The sequence below is a fragment of the Paenibacillus sp. GCM10027626 genome, assembly GCF_042676285.1.
Lineage (GTDB): Bacteria > Bacillota > Bacilli > Paenibacillales > Paenibacillaceae > Paenibacillus_Z.
Window position 1 is genome coordinate 182,412 of record NZ_JBHTHC010000005.1, and the last position, 20,205, is coordinate 202,616.

Here is a 20,205-nt window from a genome sequence, read left to right on the forward strand (position 1 = left end):
TCTCGAATGGTAGATATGAAGCTGCAATCGCCGGGGGAGCGGCAAACGCACAAGCTCCCCGGGATTGCCCAAGCTGCCTTTTCTTATTTCTCCTCATTCAACAGATCGAAGATCGGCTTCAGCTCTGTTCGCTGCTCCTTCGCTTTGGACTGCCAGTAAGCGAAAATCTCGTCCACTTTGAATTTGTCCAAGCCGGCGATGAAATCATCCTGCATTTTGGCAAATTCGGCGTCATCCTTCGCCAGCACCAGCTTGAAAATATTTTTGAATGTATAGTTTTCCAGATTCGTGCCTTGTGTCTTCAGATTTTCCGGCAGTTCGCCCAGACGGTAAATCGCATTTTCTTTATAAGCCTTCACTTTAGAAGTGTACAGATCAAACAAGCTGTCCGCTCCGTAATGCTTCAGCATATCTTCATGCAATGGCGTCATCTTGCGTGCGATCGCTTTGTCCGACCATTCGAACAAATTGACGGCCACACCAGTCTTCGGATCGATTACGCCGCTGTCGAAGCCGACAAAGTGATAGTACATTTGCGCGCCTGTCCGTTTGTTGAATGCGAGATCGCTGTTGCTTTGATTCAAATATTCGTCAGTCGGTACCGGCTTGCCGTCCTCCATCTTCCAGTTCTCGCCTTCCGGACCGTTCCAGACGGTGCGGGAGTTTTCGTATGAGGAGAGCCAGTTCAGCAGTTGCATCGCTTTTTCCGGATGCTTGGTATTTTTAGAGATCGCAAATACCCGGCCGCCGGAAGCGAGATTGTTGATCAGCATAAAGGCATCTGTATTCATTGGCGGTAGGCCCACCATGCCTTTTTCCGGCTCGCCTTTCTTCTCATAGGCTTTGTTGATATCCGCTACGAGCCAACCCGGAACATTGTACAGATAACGGCCCGCCTTCACCTTTTCCTCGTATTTGTCTGATTTCTGCGTGAACGATTCCGGATCGAGAATGCCCATCTGGTTCGCCTTGTTGTAGAACTTCACGGTGCGCCAGAACATGCCGTTTTTGTCCTTCAAGTCATTGTTAGGCGATATTTCATTGGTGGCGATGTCATAATAAGCTGTCCGGTCGCTGGTCAAATAGCCTTTTCCTTCCGTAAAGGTAAGCGTATAGGTCATCGGCCAGTCGCCCCATCCTTGGCCGTCGGCGAACCAGCCGCCAATCGCATAAACCTTTTGCCCGTCTTTATTCGTCGGCTCAAGCTTTTGCATTTCGGCCAGCACATTCAGCAAATCCTCGTCGTAGTTTTCCAGCTTGGGATAGCCGAGCTTCTTGTACAGATCCCAGCGGATGTAATTGCCGCCAAGCGGCTGCATCGCGCCATTCGTCCCTCTCAGCATCCCGATCGTATACAGCTTGCCGTCAGGGCTGATTGTCTTTTTGTGCAATTCGACCATCGCCTGGCCGCTTGGGTCGGATGTAATATTGTCACCGTACTTCTCCAGCAGCTCATCCAGCGCATAAATTTGGCCCGCTTTGACCATCGTCGGGATCATTTTGCCCGGATCCGGCACCCAGAACAGATCAGGCAAGTCATTGCTCGCGATCATCGCATTCAGCTTCTCGCCGAAATCGGCGCTTACCGCTGTCATGTCCATTTTGATGCCCAGCTCTTTTTCAATCGTTTTGGCAACCGGGTTTTGCATGACGCCGTTTGGCTCGGCTGCCGCAATACTGGCCGCGACTTTAAGCGTCACCATCTCCTCCTGCCCGCTTCCCCCATTGCCTGCTTCGCCGGATGATTTTGGTGCATTGCCGTTATTGCCCTGCGAGCAACCGAGCACCGTCATCGCCAGCATCACTGCAGCCAGTCCTGCCGCCAGCTTTTTCTTCATCGTTCTGCCCCTCTCTTTTCGTTTTGCAAGCAAATTTACTACATTATAAAAATAACCAAAAGGTTAGTTTTATCTTCGTTAAAACTAGCTGCCGTGTTTCTAACGGACTCAGATGACGTTATTCCGGTCACAAACCACAACTTTTGCCCTGCAACGGGCAAATAAGGACGCTGGGGTCCGTTAGAATCACAGCAGGTCGCTTTTTCACGAAATAAGGTCTCTCCGGTCCGTTAGAGCCATCGCGTCAATCAACACATTTTATCACCCTTTAACCGCGCCCAGCATGATGCCCTTCACAAAATATTTTTGCATAAACGGATAGAGCAGCATAATCGGAAATACGGTGATGACTGTAATGGCATAGCGAAGCGACATTGGCGTCACTTTCCCGGAGCTGGCCAACGCCGCTCCTTGCGTCGTCCCTGAGGCGCTGGTGCGCATCATGTCGGCCATATTCGATTTCAAGTTGGTATAAAGCAAATACTGCAAAGTATTTAAATTGCTGTCGGTCACCAAATAGAAGTTGTCCGCCCATGAATTCCACTGCCCGACTGCTGTGAATACAGCAATACACGCGATAATCGGCAGAGACAGCGGGAAAATAATTTTAAAGAAAATCGTCCAAATGCCCGCGCCGTCGATTTGCGCCGATTCCTCCAGCGAGGCCGGCAGCGATTCAATATACGTTTTGACCAAAATAATGAAGAAAGCAGATACGGCGCCCGGCAGCACGTACAGCAAAAAGTTATTTTTCAAAGCCAATGTCTTCATCAGCATATACCACGGAATGAGACCCGAGTTGAAAAACATCGTAATGATGATCAGCCGGTAAATGGTGCTGCGAAACGGCAGCTCCTTCTTGGTTACCATATAGCCGATAAAGGCGCTGCAAAATACAGTAATAATCGTGCCGACGACCGTCCGCGCTACCGAAATAAAAATACTCTGAAATATACTCGGAATTTGCATCAGCTGCTCATAGGATGAAAAGGTGATTCCGCGGGGCCAAAAATAGACGCCCTTGGCTGTCTCCATCGGATCGCTGAAGGAGTTTATTATAATATAGTAGAATGGATACATGCATATAAAAGCAAATAACAGCAAAATTCCCGAATTAGCGATTTGATACGGTATCTCTTTCCACGTCAGCTTGTTCATTTTGGCAGAAGCCCCCTTTCACTTAAATAATGCTTTCCTTCCGCACAGCCTTAGACAGCCAGTTGGCCGACAGCAGCAGGATAATGCTGACAACGGATTTGAAAATTCCGATTGCGGTAGAAAATGCATATTCAGCCCGTCCGATCCCAAGCGTATAAATATACGTGTCCAGCACTTCCAGTTTGTCGATATTAAGCGGATTCTGGAACACGTAATACTGCTCGAAGCCGTTGCTGAGCATGCCTGAGATCGACAGCAGCAGCAGTACAAAGTAAGTTGGCATCAAACTAGGGACGGTGATGTACCATATTTTGTGAAACCGGCCTGCCCCGTCAACGTCGGCTGCATGGTACAGCTCCGGATCGATGCCGGCAATCGCGGCCAAATAAATGATCGCGCCCCATCCTGTTCCCTTCCAGATCGAGACCATAAGCTGAAAAAACCAGGCATAGCCGTCACTGCCAAGAATATTGGTCGGGTTCTCAATGAGTCCCAGCTCGATCAGCAGCTTGTTGACAACACCATCCTCCAGCGACAGAAAGGTAAAAAAGATCGCATATACAAGCACCCATGAAATAAAGTTCGGAATGGCGGATACGGTCTGAATCCATTTAGACATTACACGGCTGCGGACCTCTGACAGCATAATGGCAAAAATGATCGGCAACGGCGAGGCCAGTATGCCAAGGAAACTCATGGCCAGTGTATTCCGCATCACGAGCCCGAAATCGTTGCCCCCCTCAAACAGCAGCTCGAAATATTTGAAGCCGACAAATTCCTGCTGAAACAGCGGGACGCCAGGGTTATAGTCGACAAATGCATACGCCCACCCGAATAACGGCACATAGTTGAAGACGACAACCAAAGCAATAAAAGGCAGTAAAAGCAAAAGCATGTTGATACGATGTCTCTTGTTCATCCGTTGCGCTCCTCTCTCTAGATCACATTCTAGTGCATCAGAAAGCGCACGCTCAATTGTAAAGATTTCAGTTCGTTTATAATAATTATAGTTTTGTCGAATCATGGACAGGAACACGGGCTCTGACGTCAAATGAATAATACTGCAGCAGAAACTGCGCTGAATATTTATAGCGGGAGGTGATAGCAGCGATGCGCACCCTGTTCAACAACTATGTTCAAAATCGCTTTTTCAACAAGCTATTGCTGCTTTATTCCGCCATCATCATCATGACGATCGGCATTCTCATCTACATCGTCGTCACAAGCATTACCGGCTTGCTGCGCGAGCAGGCGGTCACCTATAATAAGCAGGTGCTGCAGCTCGTCAGCGATCATTTTCACAAGCAAAATAAAAACCTGAAAAAAATAATGAATGACATTTACACCGCAAACGGCTTCGAGCGCGCGAATACGGTCTATGAAGCTTTTACTGACCTGGAGCATAGCCAATCGGCTATAGAGGCCGATGAAGCCATTTCGACAGAGCTGCGGGAGCGGGCCGCTTTTATAAACCGCTACATGCTGGATACCGCCCTGCCGAGCGATCCGGATATTTTGCAATTAATTATGACCAACAAGGCGTTCAGCTACGAGATTAACAACACCCGCTACACCTCAAGCATTCAATTAGGCAATTACATTGACGATATGAAGCGCTATATCGAGTCGCGGGACAAAAGCAATATTAACAGCAAGCGAACCTATCTCTTGCCGGCCCTTCCGGTCTCTAATGAGGACAGCTCGATGACGCTGTACGGCATTTACGACTATATTCGCCCGCCTGACAATCCGGCCGATTATACGGGCTATACGATTTTGACTTTTAATACACAGTCCTTTCAGCGCGCCTATGAACAGTTCGAAAAATATTTCATCGGCACTTTGCTGGTGCTGACACCGAAGGGCGAGGTCATCTATGACTCATCCGGCCGTTATTACGCCGAGCCTTTCCCTTATTGGGAGCAAGTGCAGCGGTCTTCCAAAAATACGATGATCGCCGGCGAGCGCTCCATTGTCAATGTGAACAAGGACGAGGACTATGGCTTTATGACGATTGGCATTATTCCGCTCAGCGAGCTTCATATGGGGATCAACTCGATTAACCGCAAGGTGCTCATCGCCGCGCTTATTTGCATTCTCATTACGATCGCCTTGACCGTCCTGAGCACAACCCGTTTTTCACGGCGGCTTAAGGATGTGCTGCAGATGATCAGAGATATACAAAAAGGGAATCTGTCCGCCAAGCCGCTTAAGGAGCAGCATGACGAAGTCGGCCTGATCGCCCACAATTTGAATTTGATGAGCGGGAAACTCGACGATTATATCAAGCGGGAATTTGTGCTTGAGCTGCGCCGCAAAGATTCGGAGCTGAAGCAAAAAACAGCCGAGCTGTACGCGCTGCAATCGCAAATTAATCCGCATTTTTTATACAATACGCTGGAAGCGATCCGCATGAGGGCGCTCAGTTTCCGCGATACCGAGACGGGGCGCATGATCAAAATTTTGGCGAAGCTGTTCCGCAGCAGCATTAAGGATGAAATGATCATTACCGTGCAGGAGGAGATGAATTACTGCCAGTCTTTGCTGGAGCTGTACTACATTCGCTTTCAAGGAAGGCTGGAGGTCGTCTTCGAGGTCGAGGAGGACATTCTGCATTACGGCGTGTTCCGCCATATGCTGCAGCCGATTATCGAAAACTCGATCGCCCATGGCATCGACCTCACCCGGAATGACAATATCATTACTGTGCGCGGCCGTCAGGCAGGCGATTATATAATCATCACCGTGTCCGATAACGGCCAGGGAATGGAGCGGGCGCGGCTGGATGAAATTAATGAGCAATTGCGGCAGCCCCGCATTTACACGACGGGAAGCATCGGCCTGCTGAATGTCGAGTCGCGGATCAAGCTTATTTTTGGCAGCAGCTGCGGTCTGAGCATCATGAGTACAAAAGGAAGCGGTACCGAAGTCATCGTTACCGTTCTGGCCAAAACAAAGGAGGCGCTGCAAAGCGATGTACAAAGTACTGATCGTCGATGACGAACCGTTTATTCTGGACGGTCTGCCCTATGTAATCGATTGGGAAGAGCACGGCGCAGAAATTGCCGCCACCGCCCGCAGCGGCGAGGAAGCGCTGGCTATACTGGAACGGCAGACGATTCATATCGTCATGACCGACATTAAAATGCCCAGCATGGATGGCTTGCAGCTTATTGAGACCGCGAGAAGCCGCGGTATGAACGTCAAGTTTATCGTGCTCAGCGGATACGATGAATTCGAGCTGGTGAAAAAAGCCGTTGTCTACGGGGTGGAGAACTATTTGCTTAAGCCGCTAGAAGAGGAGGAACTGTCCGATACGCTGCTGACGACGATCGAAAAGCTGGATCACGAAGTCCATCTCTCGATCCAGAACAAGCAAAACTACAGCATTGTGAAGGAAAATATTTTGTACCGCTGGGTAAGCGGCCAGATTGGCCACGAGGAACTGGTCAGCCGTGCGGAGTTTCTTCATATCGACCTGGCGTATGAACATTTTCAAGTCGGTGTCGTCCACCTGCTCCCCCGCCCCGATGCGGCAGGGGATGTGCCTGATCCTTTGAAAGGACCGCTCTCGTACGCCATTCTTAATATTTGCGGTGAAACGATTGGCAGCTGCGGCAATTGCCTGCCGTTCAGCGGCATAAACGGCGTCCCGATTCTGCTGTTTGCCTGGAATGGCGGCGATGCGCCCGACCCACAGCAGCTGGCAGCATTGCTCGAGCGCTGTGCGGACAATGTCCGCACCTATCTCAAGCTGGAGGTTGCGATTTCGCTTGGCACGGTAGAGCAGGATTATCGCAGCGTGCAGCATAGCTACCGCGCTGCCTGTAATAAGCTCGATCGGGACGGACTAGCGGCGACGGGTCCTTCGGCCTCGATCGCTGACGATGCCCATCCTGCCATTATGAAGGTAATTGAATATATTGATGAGCATTACTCGCAGGAAATGTCGCTCAAAACTTTGTCCCACCATTTCAACATGAATGCCGCCTACCTGGGACAGCTGTTCAAAAAAGCGACCGGCGACATGTTCAGTAATTATTTGAACCGGATCCGGATCGAGAAAGCGAAGCAGCTGCTGGCTGAATCGCAGCTGAAAGCGAGCGAGATCGCTTCGGCGGTCGGTTTTAGCAATTTGCAATATTTTTCCAATGTGTTTTTCAAATATACCGGTTTCTATCCTACCGATTTCAAAAAGCAGCAACTGCAGTCATGATGTGAGTCTGTGGATAGATGTATTTGCAACAAAAAACAGCCGCATATGACTTAAAACAGGATAGGAGCTATAATTGAACTCACGCGCCGAACTGTGCTATACTACGAGTAAAGTATTCAGTTTTCTATTCATGTTTTTATTCAGTATTGTATGAAGTTTGTCAATGTTGTCGTATACTAAAAAAGAGTCTTCACCGCTGCAACGGCAGAAGACTCTTCAGGACCTGAAGGGCTGTGGATCACCACGGCGTAGCATTGAATGAAATCAGATGCAAAAACCCACCGTTAGGAGCCAACCTTACGCGGTGGGTTCTTGCTTGTTTTTGCGAAACTTGCGCTTAAGCCAACGGTAAAGCTTTCGGATACCCAGCACAAGGCTTAGCACCGCAGCAATCCATCGAAGCACGTCCAGCAACGCCACAAGTATGGCCATCGGCGTCACCCCCTTTCAGGGCAGCTACGCCGTGACCCAAAAACATCCACTCGCGATTCAGTCCATGACACCCATTATAGCATGTTCGCGTCTATCACTCTAGGATATCGTGATATAATCCGCTAAAAATTTAAGCATAGGTCGGCCGGAGAAGTCCTCACTTGTCCATAACAAAAAAAAGAGCGAGCGTCCGTGGCAACCAGACCACGAACCTCGCTTTTTTCACTGCCGCTTTACTGCCCTGTCCAATATCCGCGCAGCGCATTTGCTACGCCCAATGTATTTTTGCGCAAATCTCTGGCACTAAAGAAAACATCGCCCTTCACCTCAGGATACTGCTTGTTGTAGTTCAGCTGATTAATTATTTCTTGCGATGTCTGCCAGCCGGCCTCTTTCGTTCCCAGCTTGTAAGCCGCATGACCGATATACAGATCGACGCCGGTGCCGCGCACCTCTTTCGCCCACCAATCGACCAAAGTGCTGTAATTGGCTGCGGAGAACGATTGGCTCCAATAAATTTGCGGATTGATATAGTCGATCCAGCCCTGCTTAATCCAGGTGCGAACATCGGCATATGTGTTATCGTAAGCCGTCATTCCCGCCTTTGTATCCGAACCGGTCGGATCGACTCCTTTGTTGCGCCATACGCCAAACGGGCTAATGCCGAATCGCACCTGTGGGTTCGCCCTATGAATCGACTCCCCAAGCTCTTTGACAAAGGTGTTGATATTGTCGCGCCGCCAATCTCCAATTGTCATTCCTGCCGAATTATACGCATAATAGGTTGATTCATCTGGAAACGCCCCGCTGGATGGATAGAAATAATCGTCCAGATGCACGCCGTCCACCGGATAACCATTCACGACTTCCATAATCGCATCGATGATATGCTGCCGCGCTTCCGGAATACCGGGATTTATGTATGATTTGCCGTTCGAGACTACGATCCATTCGGGATGCAAATTGGCAATATGATTGCTGGCCAGTACATCCTTCTTGTCCAGATTCGCACGGAACGGGTTGAACCAGGCATGGAATTCCATCCCCCGGCGATGCGTCTCTTCAATCATGAACGCAAGCGGATCATAGTCCGGCGCCTTCCCCTGCGTTCCTGTCAAATATTTGGACCACGGCACCAGCGTTGACGGGTACAAAGCATCCGCAGCAGGACGCACTTGAACAAAAACCGCGTTCAGTCCCATCCCTTGCAAATCGTCCAGCAGATCGATAAATTCCTGCTGCTGCTTGGCTGATTTATTGTAGCTGCCTTCACTCGGCCAATCAATATTATATACGGTAGACACCCAAGCGGCTCGAAGCCCCTGCTTGTTGTCAGTATTTCCGTTTCCGGTTCCGGGTTCGTTCCCGTCTGTGCCAGTCGTTGGCGGATAAGTCGGATATGTCGGATAAGGAGGATACATCGTATCCGATTGCAAGGAAATCGTTTGTTCCGCCTGGTTCCACGTCACCTTCAGCCCGAGCTGTTGACTGACAAAGCGGATCGGCACCATAATGCGCCCGTTTCTCGCCTGAACATTGGCATCCAGCGGAATTTGCTTGTTGTTTACAGTAGCGTAGCTTTGGCCGTTTGTCATCGCAATTTGTGTCGCTCCATTGCCAATCATCACCGTTTTCGCCTGCTGATTCCAATTGACTGAAGCTCCAATCCCTACACTGATGACACGCAGCGGAACCATCGTCGTATTCAATTTCGGGATTACATACGGGGAGACATCGCTTTCTATCCGCTCCCCATCGAGAAAGATGGCAATGTCGGACGCCGCCGCTGAAGCCGTCTCACTTTTCGCTGCAGGCACAACAATAGAGACGAACATCGCCAGCATAAGCAGTCGCACCATCCACTTGCTGAATTTCATAACTATAAGTCCTCCTAATGCTGGTAATTAAAAGTCCATTTTCATACTACTGCCGCATGCTATCATCAGGCGTATCTATGAAATTGGCTCATCTATCCAGTCTATTAGACGCTTATTGTTACCGCTAAGTTGCGCTGCTTATTGGCGCTATTCGCCTCTATGTTGAATAGAAACTATTTATTATGCCGTTGTATAGACGATAGGGAAGTGGCTGCCTTGCATAATTTCCCCAGGTTTGACCGTGACATAATTGTGCATCGGATGGTTGGCGCTTGGCTCATAGCGCGTATGTCCCGGCATATAATGGACAGCGATTGCCCGCCGCTTCATCTCCGAACGGTTATGCGGGCTGCCGTGCCAAGTAAGCGAATGGTGATAGCCAACCTGCCCTTTTTTAATTTCAAATGGAACCGCCTTGATGTCCGCTCCTTCCGGCAGCATTTCCGGCTTACGATGGAAAGGCATAAAATCCGGTGTAGAATCAAGATACTTCTGGTGATCGCCCCATTTGTGGCTGCCTGGCACCATCCACATACAGCCGTTTTCAATAACGGCATCATCCAGCGCTACCCATGCGCTGACCAGGTCAGCCGGCTGAATAATCGGCCACAGCGGATGATCCTGATGCCAGCCGGTCGGTCCGCCGGAAAGCGGCGGCTTGTATTGTATCTGATCATGCCAAATCCGCAGCGTATCGGTGTTGCACAGCTGAGCGATTTCTTCACAAATGACGGAATGCGCCGCATGCTGATAAAATCTGTCGCTGGCCATCCAAATGTTCACGATTTGCACGACCCGCTCATTGACTGTCATCTTCATATCGTCATAAAGCGAGCCGGAGCCGCCTTCCAGCATATTGTGATTCAATACCGGCTTCTTAACCGACTTCCCTTCCATCACCAGATCCAGCTCTTGACGCAATTCCTCTACTTCCTCATTGCTAAGAACAATGCCGCCCTTTAAAAACCCGTTCTTCTCGAATTCTGCAATCTGCGCTTGTGTTAACATTTGCTTGCACTCCTTTACCAAAAGGAATAAGATTTTGATAACACTTTAACAATAATCGATTTTGGGAAAAGCGTATTTAGAAAAATGCAAGCAAAGCTTTACACTTTTGCCAGATGACGAAGTTGAGAGAGGGGAATTGTCTTGCACTTGGGAAATTTGAACGACTTTACACCAACGGTCAATTTCGCCAATCGCCTCATTGCCCAGCCGGGCAACCGCTGGGGGCCGCGCACCATCCCCGATTGCCAGCTCGTCTACGTGGTCTCCGGTGAGCTGCAATTGCAATTAGGCCGGCAGCAATTCGTCATTCGCGCAGGTGAATGCGCATACTACGGCCCGGGTAGTCCGCATATTTTAATGACCGTTCAGCCTTCCGTGCTGTACACGCTGCATTTTTCGTGGCATGCTTCTTCGGCGAATCCGGTCCACCCGGCTTACTCTATACAGGAAGTGGAAGAGAAGGAACTGCAGCATACGATTGAACCGCAATCGCTCACTTGCGACGGCCGGGAAGCGCTCGTGCTTCCGCATCGTTTTGTACTCGCCGGCGCGGTACCGCTCCTGAGCCGTATCGAGAAGCAGTATGTGCAGCTGGAAGATCCGGGGGCTCCCTTCGCACTCCGCTTTCTGCTGATGGAGCTGCTGCTCCATATCGTACGAACCGTTGTCGATCGGGCTGCCAAAGATACGGACAATAAGGTTGAGCCGGCGCTGCATGCGCTGCGCGACGAACCGACGCGCAACTGGACGGTAGCCGAGCTGTCTGCGCTATGCGGCTATCACCCCAGCTATTTCGCCATTTTGTTTGCCGAGCAGACCGGGATGACGCCGAAGCAGTATATTATTTCTGAACGAATCAAGCTTGCCAAGCAAGCATTGCTAAAAGGGGAACCGATTGAAGCCATTGCGAATAAGCTCGGCTATACCAGCGTGCACTATTTCAGCAACAATTTTAAAAAGGAGACTGGTCTGACGCCGGGCGAATTCCGCCAAATGCCTGGCGAGCGCCGGGGGGATTGATGCCCAAAGGGGATCGGCTGGCTTCGACTTATTGGAACACTTGGCACAGCATGTATAATCGAGTCCAGTTCCTTGCGCAATAATAGATGGAAAGGTTTGCGGTACAAGCAAGGAATTGTTGTAGAAAATACAACATTCGAACCCGCATTCTACTTTTTTAGACGAAATTGTTGCAGGTTGCCATAGTTTCGTATAAATTGGAATCTCTTCATTAACGGGAAAAGAGAAGCAAGTTGCCGTTTCTTTTGATTACTTTCCATCCAATACTTATATGGAAATATATCGATTAAAAAATGGCGGGCTCACTAAAGTGCTTCAGATTATGGGTGATGTGAGTGTCGAAATAGACTTTGATCAAACAGTAATTTTGTGAGGCGAAGAAAACTTATATACTGTGGTGATGAAATTGGCGATTTTAGAAAAACGTAAGCGAAAGATTGTAGTAAACAACCAAGAATTTTATTGGTATATCGGTAAAGACCCATATGATAAAATGTTTGCAAAAGCGTTACATATTATTTCGCCAACCAAAGATTTTCTTGTAATATACCGACTTGATTTTGTTACAGAAGGAAGTATATTTCCAAAGTTAGAAGTGATTAAAAGTAGTTATATAGAGCCTGGTTTTTATAATTTAAATGAAAATGTTCATGAGCAAGAAGTGACACCTAAATATGTTAGCGAAATAATATCATTTTGTCTTTCAAGTAACTCAAACTTCGCAGAGTAAAATTGGTGTAAGGGGGACCGACGCACAGCAATGTCTCGTTTAATCATAGATGGCGGGGATATTGCAGTAATCAAATGCTGCTAATGCCCCGCCAAGCTGTCGATTTTCTGTTGACAACGATTTTCTGCCACAGAAGCGGGCTACTGAGAGTCATGCGGACATACGATCCGTTATTTTATAGAAGCCGGCTCAGTCGGAGGTTTCGCGGACACACGATCCGTTATTTGCCGATTTTGCGGGGGGTTAGCGGCGATTTGAGGCAAATTACGGAACCATGGTCCACGAACCGATCGTTTTGGCACGTTTGTTCACAGATAGCGGAACCACAGTCCGCTCGGACTCGCCCGGGCCCGCTCAAGCCTTATTTTTAATTTTGCCCCTCATCAAAAATAACGCTTTTTATAAAAGAAAAAGGTGAACATGCCGCTCAGTACGACCATTGCGACGATCAATACAGAGAATGCATGCGGCGCATCCTGATAGGGCAGCGGCACATTCATGCCATAGATGCTAGCGATCAGCGTCGGAACGGACAAAATTATCGTGACGGCAGCCAGCATTTTTAATACGCGATTGACATTATTTTGAATAACATTTCCGTATGCATCCATAATATTGTTCATATTCGATTGATTGATTTCTGCCATTTCATAAGCTTGCTCCAGCTCAACCAGTGCATCCTCCAAAATTTCAGAATCCTCGTCATACAACTTAATATGATTGCCGCTGCCGATTTTGCGCATCGCAAATTGCATTTGCTTCAGTGAAGTCGTCATATAGAGCAGACTCTCATTTAGATGAAGCAGCGCATAAAGCTCACGGTTGCGATAAGACTTGGCCAGCTCATCCTCAGCGAGCACAATCGCTTGCTCGATCGTCTCAATATATTGAACGTAGGCCTGGGAAGCCTCACTAATTAACGTAAGCGTATTCCGCGTTTTCATGTGAGAAGTGAGCGATCCGGCCTGGCGCTGAAACAGCTGCTCCACAAACGGAATCGTTTCGCGGCAAATGGTCACCATATGATCCTTCGTCAGCACGATACCGAAAGGGATCGTCCGATATTTGACGTCGTCATTGCTGCTTGCGGTTTCCGCAATATCGATCGGAACATGGATAACAATCAGCTTTGCTTCACCGAATTGCTCTAGACGCGGCTGTTCATCGATGTCGAGCGGGTCCGTCACGAATTCCCGCGGAATATGCAGCGTCTTTACAATCTGATTGATTTCCGTCTCCGTCGGAGCCGTGAGATGAATCCAGCTGTTGTGGCGAATGGCAGAAACTTGCTCCATTTTTCCTGCAGGCGTTGTTTGATATACCATCATCATGTTTAGTCACATCCTTACAGTAATTCGATTATTAAAACCGCAAAAATCTTGTTTTATAGAATACATAGATCAGGCCGCTGCACATCGCGACTATAAGTCCGCTCACGACTACTGTTGTCATCCACTCGTTCTCGTATGGGAGCGCCACATTCATCGAGAAGATGCTGCCCATCATCGTTGGTATGACCAATATAATCGTTAAAGTCGTTAGTATTTTCAATACAGAATTCAAGTTATTGTGCACGACCGCCGCATAAGCGTCCATCAGACTGCTCAGGCTATTGCTGCGCATCTCCGTTACTTCCGCCGCCTGCTCGAGATCGACCAACGCGTCCTGCAGCATCCGTTCATCTTCCTCGTACAGCTTAATATCGTGCCCTTTGGCAATCCGTTTGAACATATGGCACATCGCCCGCAAAGAAGTCGCAAAGTAAACCAGGCTTTTATTCAAATGAATCAGCCCAAACAGCTCTTGATTGCGATGCGCCTTTTTCAGCTGCTGCTGCAGGGAAGCCACCTGCCCGCTAATGCGCTTGACAAAATCGGTATAGGCTTTGGCCACCGCCGCAAACAGCAGCAGTGTAATCCGCGTTTTCATATTGGTTCCGTAGGAACCGTAATGACCGGCGATCATATCGGCCAGCAGCGGCACCTCTTCCTTCGCGACAATGACCAAATGATCCTTCGCATGAATAATGCCGATCGGCATCGTCCGATAAGGCACCTCCTCATATAGCCGGTTTTCCGACGCTGCGGCAACAGGGACGTGCAGCACCATCAGCATTCCCTCGCCGTCCTTTTCGATTCTGGGGCGCTCGCCAGCGTCGAGCGGATCGCGCAGCAAATGCTCCGGAATCGCCAATGTCTGCGCGGTGCGGGCAATTTCTGTATTCGTCGGCGCAACCAGATAAATTAACGTATTATGCGCCATTTCGGCTGTCGTTTGCAGCTTGCCTGCTGCATCATTGCTGTAAATCGTCAACATCCTGCATCCCTGCTTTCTAAATAAAAGTACGTAATGAGAAGAAACGGCTGACGCCGTCCTTGAGGCGCAGCAAGTTTCTTCCTAATATCATGCCATGCATTACCGGAGGTCCGGCTGTAAAGTCTTGAAAGAGTTTAATCTAACGGAAACCACAGACGCTATTTCGCCAATAATCCCTCTTTTTGAAATCTAACGGATCTGAGCGACCTTAATTAGATGTTTTCTTGCGAAATCGGGCTCAATATCATCAAATAGCGGCGCACAGTTCCGTTACAATTTCAGATCGGTCGAATTTTTGCAAATAGCGGCCGTCACATCCGTTAGATTAGGCCACACTAGCCCTTCGAGGATGAGTGACCTAAAGGTTTGCCTGGCAAACCCGCTTCGTAAGCATAAGGTAGTTTTTATCGCCAATAAGAATTTTGTTTTCCCCCATAGTCCGGAAACTTATAAATTCTTATGTGGTTAAAAAGTCGGTCCGGGAAGCGACCTCTCAAAATAACCGTTTCTTATGAAAAATCCAGGCCGTTATTGCACTAAGCACGACTGATCCGGACATCAGCACTGTCAGCGCCGCCCCCTCATCCTGATAAGGGAGAGGAATGTTCATCCCGTACATGGTCGCGATAACAAGCGGAATCGTCAGGAGAAAGGCAACCGCCGTTAAGCTTTTCAGTTCATTGCTGACGTTGTTCTCGATGACTGCGGCATAGGCATCCATCAAGTTGCTCAAATTGGTATTATGAATATAGGCCGTATCATAGGCCTGCTGCATCTCGATAAGCGCATATTGCATCAGCTTCTCGTCCCGCTCCGCCATCTCCGTGCCAAAAGCGCGCATCAGCTTGTGCAGTGCAGCCTGATTGGATTTGAGCGACTTTGTAAAAAAGACCAGGCTCTTATTAATATTCAGCAGCGTGTATACATCCTTGTTATGAATCGAGCGCCTCAGCTCCGTTTCTGCTGCAACTATTTTCCAGTCAAGCTCATCTACACTTTTCGAATAATGGCGGGCGACCGCCTGAATCCATCCAAAATAACTGTACATAGCAGCAGAGCCGCCGCGGTTTTCAATAGCCTCGGCAAAGATTGGATGATTTACGCGGCAAACCGTAATCATTGCTTCCTTTGTGCGGATAATGCCAATCGGCACCGTCCGGTAGAGCACCCGATCCTCAGCCGTCATTTGCAGCGGTGCCTGAATTATAATTAACGAGAGCTCCCCACACAGCTCAAAACGGGCCCGTTCTCCTTTATCCAGCGCATCCCGGATAAAATCAACCGGAATTCGGTGTTGCCTGCATACATAACCGATTTCATCCTCTGTCGGTGCAGCCAGATGCACCCAGCTTCCATGCTGCATGCCCGACATATTGCGATCGTCTTGTTCATTCGTAAAAATTTGCAGCATAAGCGGCTTCCCCCTTTCATCATCCGAGGGAGGCTATATATAATTAAAACGATGAAAATAATAGGATTAAATCCCGCAGCATTTCATCATGATTCATTCCATTCTTTTACGCAGCCGACCTAACGGACAGCCAGAGCGGGAATGGAACGATTGACAGCCTCCCCGATATAACTTATGTGATTGTTCAATTCTGGTTCGGGATCTCCGTCCATACCCGCTCACCTTCCTTCCGCTTCAAAATAAAAAACACGCCTCAACAATGAAGGCGTGTCTAATACACAGCAAAATAAAACGCTATACCCTCCATTCGTTGAGCTTTAGCACTGTATGGCATAGGATCAAAATCCAGCTACGTTAAAAACCACCTTATGTCGATGGTTTCTGTTGACCCATTGGCGTCTTTGGACATTTCTGGGCAGCAGCATTTCTCCATACAGGAGCCTCACCTAACGAGGTACAATATTAAGTTCATGTGTAACCTTACTTCATATACAAAGTATTGTCAACTACTTTTTCTCATTTTTCTGCCGACAGCTTGCTCCATAACTGATAAATCGCCTGAGCGCTCTCCGCTCTCGTCGTTCCTGTTGTTGGCGCAAATTTCCCGGCAGCGCGGCCCTGCATCAGTCCAAGCGCATTCGCATCCGATACCGCTTGCTTCGCCCATTCCGGCGCTGCGGCCATGTCCGTAAACAACGCAGCTGCATCATCTGCCCAAGCTGCAGATCCTGCTGAATATGCATAGGCTCGGACAAGCATCGCTGCCTTGAACGCATCTGCCGTCGTGAACACCGGGCCGGCTTCGGTCATCATCTTTTTAAATTCGCTCTCGGATGCGGACAGATGTCCCGGCTGCTGCTCTCAAAGACATCCGTATTGCAATCTACGAGAAGCTACCCGCTAACGAACCTGACAAGCCTTATTTGGCTCAAAATGGGGCCTTGTTGATGATGCCGCGCCGTAGCATGAGTTTTGGTCACACCAGCCAAAATTTTATATCAAAAAAGCCTCTTACCGACTGCCGGTAAGAGGCTTCTTGCTTATCTATTGTGGAAACATCTTCTGCATAACATCCGTATCGTCGACGACACGTCTTGCTGTTACGAAGCGCTTGCTGTAATAATCCTCGGATAACTTATTGAACTTGACGCCTTTACTGCTGGAGGAATGCGCAAATTGCCCATCTCCCATATAAATGCCGACATGCGAGACTCCGCTGCCGCTTGTATTGAAAAATACCAGATCGCCAGGCTGCAGATCCTCCTGTGCGACTTCAATGCCTTCCTTGGACTGCGATTCAGACGTCCTAGACAGCTTTACATCGAATTGATTGAATACATACAGAATGAAGCCTGAGCAATCGAAGCCTTCGGCTGTCGTTCCTCCCCATTTGTACGGCGTGCCCATTACAGCATCGACAGCTTCAGATAATGACGCTTGACTTGCAAAAGCACTTCCTGCACCTGCTGAGAATAGAACTGCAGCACCTGCCACTGACAATATCCACTTTTTCAAAACGATTATGCTCCCTTCGGCGCCTACGAGGTTAGCTACGGATTCGGTTGAAGGCTCCCTATCGTCTACACTCTAATCAGACGAATTCACCCAAAATGGTTCCCCCGTTTTTCACACAGAAAATTCGGCAAAGTATTGGACTACCCTACATATTAGGATAAATAATTCGCAAAGGATGCGGCATTTCCTCCCAGAACAAAAATTAAAATTCTTTCATTTTGTTCTCAGATAGCGAAACGACAGTCCGTCAAGGGCCGTATGTGGTCGGCCGACCGCCGTCATGCAACGAAACACCGCCCGCTGGGAGCTGGCACTCGGTGCGTTCTTGCACGCAAAAAGACCGCCAACGCGGCGGTCTTACTTGCTTATGGAAAGATGGAGCAATCGCATCTCTTATGCTTTGACCATCTTGGCATACGTTTTCTTGCCTACTACACGACGAGCAGTCACATACCGCTTCTTGTAGTACGAATCGCTCAGCTTGCTGATCGTAACGCCCTTGCTGCTGGAGGAATGGGCAAACTTCCCGCCGCCAACGTAAACGCCGGCATGGGATATGCCTTTGCCTGAAGTATTAAAAAAGACGAGATCTCCTTCGCGAAGATCGGATTTGGCGACTTTCTCGCCTACTGCAGCCTGTGACTTGGAGGTTCTTGGCAAGCTGACATCGAACTTATTGAAAATGTAGCGAACAAAACCCGAGCAGTCGAATCCTTTTGTTGTTGTGCCACCGTATTTATAAGGCGTGCCTACAACCGCGTTCACAGATTCTTTGAGCTTAGCTTGACTTGCAAAGGCGCTGGTGCCTCCGGCAAAAATCGTCATCCCAGCTAAAATCGATAGTACTGCTTTCTTCAAACTGACGTTCTCCCTTCATTGCCTACGAGGTTAGCTGTGGGGTTCGGTTGAAGGTCCCTATAACTCTCTTGCTAAAACAAGAATTAATTCACCCAAGTGTTGGGTCCCCCGCTCCTTCTTGATCAGAAGAATTCGGCATGTTCCAGTTCTTTTGGTCTTACGCTTATAATTCGATTTTTACCGTCAATTTCCTGCCCATTTTTTATTAGAATCTTTTCATTTATCGTTTTTTGTCATAAAGAGCAGCACCGAAATAAGCGTAAAGGCAACAAGCGCCAGAAAGGGAATCGTAATAAAACCGAAGTAATTAATGTATTGCGTGCTGCATGGAACGCCGTTTACACACGGTTTGATGGAGGCAAAACCGGGAACTTTTTGCTCCAAATAATGGAACAGTGAAATACAGCCGCCGATAATCGACAGTGGAAGCACATATTTCTTGATCTTTCTGTCGTTTGTGTACGCAGCAATCCCTAACAGAATCGAAAGCGGGTACATCAGTATACGTTGATACCAGCACAGCTCACATGGAATAAATTCGCGTATTTCACTAAAATATAGACTGCCCAGCGTGGCAACGACCGCTACCATCCAGGCCAAATAAAGTGTATACTCCCGCAGCTTCATGGTATCCCCCCGGTTATTAACTTCCTTGCTCCTTTAGCTTATCTTCAATCACTTTAACGATGGCATCGTAATCCATTGGCGACTGCAGTACCGAATCGTTGATCATGATCGTCGGCGTCGCGTTAACTTTATATTTGTCAACCAGTCCTTTGTCAATTTCAACCTGCGGCAGCGCGGCTTTTTTCTCAATATCGTCCTTCAGCTTGTCCAGATCAATCTTCGGTTCGACAGCAGCTGCAATCTCCAGCACCTTGTCCATCGTTAGCCATGTTGTACTGTCGCCGTGAGCAGGCTGTGCGGCAAACAGTGCTTCATGGAACGGCCAGAACGCATCCGGATTCGTCGCCCAGATCGACTCGCCGGCCAGTGCCCCCGTAATCGACTCTTCTCCATGGAATGGCGTATTGATAAAAGCAAAGGTCACCTTGCCCGTATCGATATAATTTTCTTTTAGCTTCGGATAGATATTTTCTGACCATAAGTAACAAGCTGGGCATTTGTAATCCCCGAATTCAACAATTTGCACTTTGGAATCCTTGCTGCCGGCAGTCGCTTGATTGGAAATATCAGGCCTTCCTGCTGAAGAGGTTTGCTCAGTGGGCTTGTTCGATGCTTGATTCAGCATGTACAAAATAACAAATAAAATAACGATAATTGCCGTAAAAATTACCAGATTGCGCGGACTCTTTTTGGTTCCTGCCATTCCTTTCGTTCACCCCTGCTATATGTTGGTTGTCCTGCTTTGCACCAGAAGACGAGGATATTGGCATCCGGCGCGCCGAGCATCGCCTGCAACATCCTCGCCAACCGTTTTAATCATGCTTCAAATGCTGCAGCGTTTGCAGAAAAATCTCCTCCACATGACCGTCATCCAGCGAATAGTAGACGGTCTTGCCGACCTTGCGGCGTTTGACAATGCGCATATTCCGTAAAAAACGGAGCTGATGTGAAACGGCTGATTGCCCCATTCCGAGAACCTGTGTAAGATCGTGAACACATAGCTCCGATTGAAGCAGCGCATGTATCATTTTCACTCGGGTCGGGTCTCCCAACGCTTTGAACAGATCGGCCAATTGCACTGCTGCAGTCTCGCTGATCAATTGTTCCCTAACGTGCGCAACATCGGCCTCCGTACCGCCACAAGTATCATCGCATGCGTCCTGCGTCACTTTATCCGTCATAATTCTCTAGCGTTCCTC

At 48.6% G+C, this 20,205-nt stretch carries 19 protein-coding genes and 3 riboswitches; of the genes, 4 read left to right on the forward strand and 15 right to left on the reverse strand.

Annotated features, from left to right (window positions below):
- Positions 1–83: 83 nt before the first annotated feature.
- The 3 genes from ACFQ0N_RS12240 to ACFQ0N_RS12250 all read right to left on the reverse strand — a co-directional run bounded on the left by ACFQ0N_RS12240 (position 84) and on the right by ACFQ0N_RS12250 (position 3,915).
- The gene (locus tag ACFQ0N_RS12240) at positions 84–1,838 is read right to left on the reverse strand and encodes an extracellular solute-binding protein (protein ID WP_379326329.1); all 1,755 of its coding nucleotides are present in this window, start codon (positions 1,836–1,838) and stop codon (positions 84–86) included.
- A 261-nt stretch (positions 1,839–2,099) separates the two neighbouring features.
- Positions 2,100–2,996: a carbohydrate ABC transporter permease gene (locus tag ACFQ0N_RS12245; RefSeq protein WP_379326331.1), complete on the reverse strand. Its 897-nt coding sequence runs from the start codon at positions 2,994–2,996 to the stop codon at positions 2,100–2,102.
- 22 nt (positions 2,997–3,018) lie between these two features.
- Positions 3,019–3,915 (reverse strand): ABC transporter permease, encoded by an 897-nt coding sequence (locus ACFQ0N_RS12250; protein ID WP_379326333.1) that lies wholly within the window; start codon positions 3,913–3,915, stop codon positions 3,019–3,021.
- 191 nt (positions 3,916–4,106) lie between these two features.
- On the opposite strand from ACFQ0N_RS12250, the gene ACFQ0N_RS12255 reads away from it, so the two are divergent.
- Entirely contained in the window at positions 4,107–5,996 is a 1,890-nt protein-coding gene (locus ACFQ0N_RS12255) for a sensor histidine kinase (protein WP_379326335.1), read from the forward strand.
- Entirely contained in the window at positions 5,971–7,212 is a 1,242-nt protein-coding gene (locus ACFQ0N_RS12260) for a response regulator transcription factor (protein ID WP_379326337.1), read from the forward strand. The genes ACFQ0N_RS12255 and ACFQ0N_RS12260 overlap by 26 nt, the downstream gene beginning before the upstream one ends.
- Positions 7,213–7,509: 297 nt before the next feature.
- Here ACFQ0N_RS12260 and ACFQ0N_RS12265 read toward each other — a convergent pair whose 3' ends face one another.
- The 3 genes from ACFQ0N_RS12265 to ACFQ0N_RS12275 all read right to left on the reverse strand — a co-directional run bounded on the left by ACFQ0N_RS12265 (position 7,510) and on the right by ACFQ0N_RS12275 (position 10,529).
- The gene (locus tag ACFQ0N_RS12265; protein ID WP_379326339.1) at positions 7,510–7,644 is read right to left on the reverse strand and encodes a hypothetical protein; all 135 of its coding nucleotides are present in this window, start codon (positions 7,642–7,644) and stop codon (positions 7,510–7,512) included.
- Between the two features lie 233 nt (positions 7,645–7,877).
- Entirely contained in the window at positions 7,878–9,521 is a 1,644-nt protein-coding gene (locus ACFQ0N_RS12270; RefSeq protein WP_379326341.1) for a family 10 glycosylhydrolase, read from the reverse strand.
- 180 nt (positions 9,522–9,701) lie between these two features.
- The gene (locus ACFQ0N_RS12275) at positions 9,702–10,529 is read right to left on the reverse strand and encodes a phytanoyl-CoA dioxygenase family protein (protein ID WP_379326343.1); all 828 of its coding nucleotides are present in this window, start codon (positions 10,527–10,529) and stop codon (positions 9,702–9,704) included.
- A gap of 147 nt (positions 10,530–10,676) precedes the next feature.
- Here ACFQ0N_RS12275 and ACFQ0N_RS12280 point away from each other — a divergent pair, with 147 nt between their 5' ends.
- A complete protein-coding gene (locus tag ACFQ0N_RS12280; RefSeq protein WP_379326345.1) occupies positions 10,677–11,549 on the forward strand; it encodes an AraC family transcriptional regulator in 873 nt (290 codons plus the stop codon).
- Between the two features lie 406 nt (positions 11,550–11,955).
- Positions 11,956–12,279, forward strand: a complete 324-nt coding sequence (locus ACFQ0N_RS12285; RefSeq protein ID WP_379326347.1) for a hypothetical protein — start codon at positions 11,956–11,958, stop codon at positions 12,277–12,279.
- Positions 12,280–12,662: 383 nt separating this feature from the next.
- On the opposite strand, the gene ACFQ0N_RS12290 is transcribed toward ACFQ0N_RS12285, so the two are convergent.
- From ACFQ0N_RS12290 to ACFQ0N_RS12330, 9 genes are all read right to left on the reverse strand, one after another.
- A complete protein-coding gene (locus ACFQ0N_RS12290; RefSeq protein ID WP_379326349.1) occupies positions 12,663–13,610 on the reverse strand; it encodes a magnesium transporter CorA family protein in 948 nt (315 codons plus the stop codon).
- A gap of 31 nt (positions 13,611–13,641) precedes the next feature.
- Positions 13,642–14,595: a magnesium transporter CorA family protein gene (locus ACFQ0N_RS12295; protein ID WP_379326351.1), complete on the reverse strand. Its 954-nt coding sequence runs from the start codon at positions 14,593–14,595 to the stop codon at positions 13,642–13,644.
- Positions 14,596–15,088: 493 nt separating this feature from the next.
- Entirely contained in the window at positions 15,089–16,006 is a 918-nt protein-coding gene (locus ACFQ0N_RS12300; protein ID WP_379326353.1) for a magnesium transporter CorA family protein, read from the reverse strand.
- Positions 16,007–16,301: 295 nt separating this feature from the next.
- Positions 16,302–16,467: riboswitch (M-box (ykoK) riboswitch) on the reverse strand.
- 55 nt (positions 16,468–16,522) lie between these two features.
- Positions 16,523–16,819 carry an S-layer homology domain-containing protein gene (locus ACFQ0N_RS12305; protein ID WP_379326356.1) on the reverse strand — a complete coding sequence of 99 codons (297 nt, stop codon included), beginning with the start codon at positions 16,817–16,819 and terminating at the stop codon, positions 16,523–16,525.
- Positions 16,820–17,050: 231 nt separating this feature from the next.
- Positions 17,051–17,521 (reverse strand): C40 family peptidase, encoded by a 471-nt coding sequence (locus tag ACFQ0N_RS12310; protein WP_379326358.1) that lies wholly within the window; start codon positions 17,519–17,521, stop codon positions 17,051–17,053.
- 5 nt (positions 17,522–17,526) lie between these two features.
- Positions 17,527–17,661, reverse strand: a riboswitch (cyclic di-AMP (ydaO/yuaA leader).
- 253 nt (positions 17,662–17,914) lie between these two features.
- Positions 17,915–18,379, reverse strand: a complete 465-nt coding sequence (locus tag ACFQ0N_RS12315; protein ID WP_379326360.1) for a C40 family peptidase — start codon at positions 18,377–18,379, stop codon at positions 17,915–17,917.
- A gap of 4 nt (positions 18,380–18,383) precedes the next feature.
- A riboswitch (cyclic di-AMP (ydaO/yuaA leader) is annotated at positions 18,384–18,527 on the reverse strand.
- A 68-nt stretch (positions 18,528–18,595) separates the two neighbouring features.
- Positions 18,596–19,006 (reverse strand): disulfide oxidoreductase, encoded by a 411-nt coding sequence (locus ACFQ0N_RS12320; protein ID WP_379326362.1) that lies wholly within the window; start codon positions 19,004–19,006, stop codon positions 18,596–18,598.
- A gap of 16 nt (positions 19,007–19,022) precedes the next feature.
- Positions 19,023–19,709, reverse strand: a complete 687-nt coding sequence (locus ACFQ0N_RS12325) for a DsbA family protein (RefSeq protein WP_379326364.1) — start codon at positions 19,707–19,709, stop codon at positions 19,023–19,025.
- Between the two features lie 109 nt (positions 19,710–19,818).
- A complete protein-coding gene (locus tag ACFQ0N_RS12330; protein ID WP_379326366.1) occupies positions 19,819–20,187 on the reverse strand; it encodes an ArsR/SmtB family transcription factor in 369 nt (122 codons plus the stop codon).
- Between the last annotated feature and the right edge of the window lie 18 nt (positions 20,188–20,205).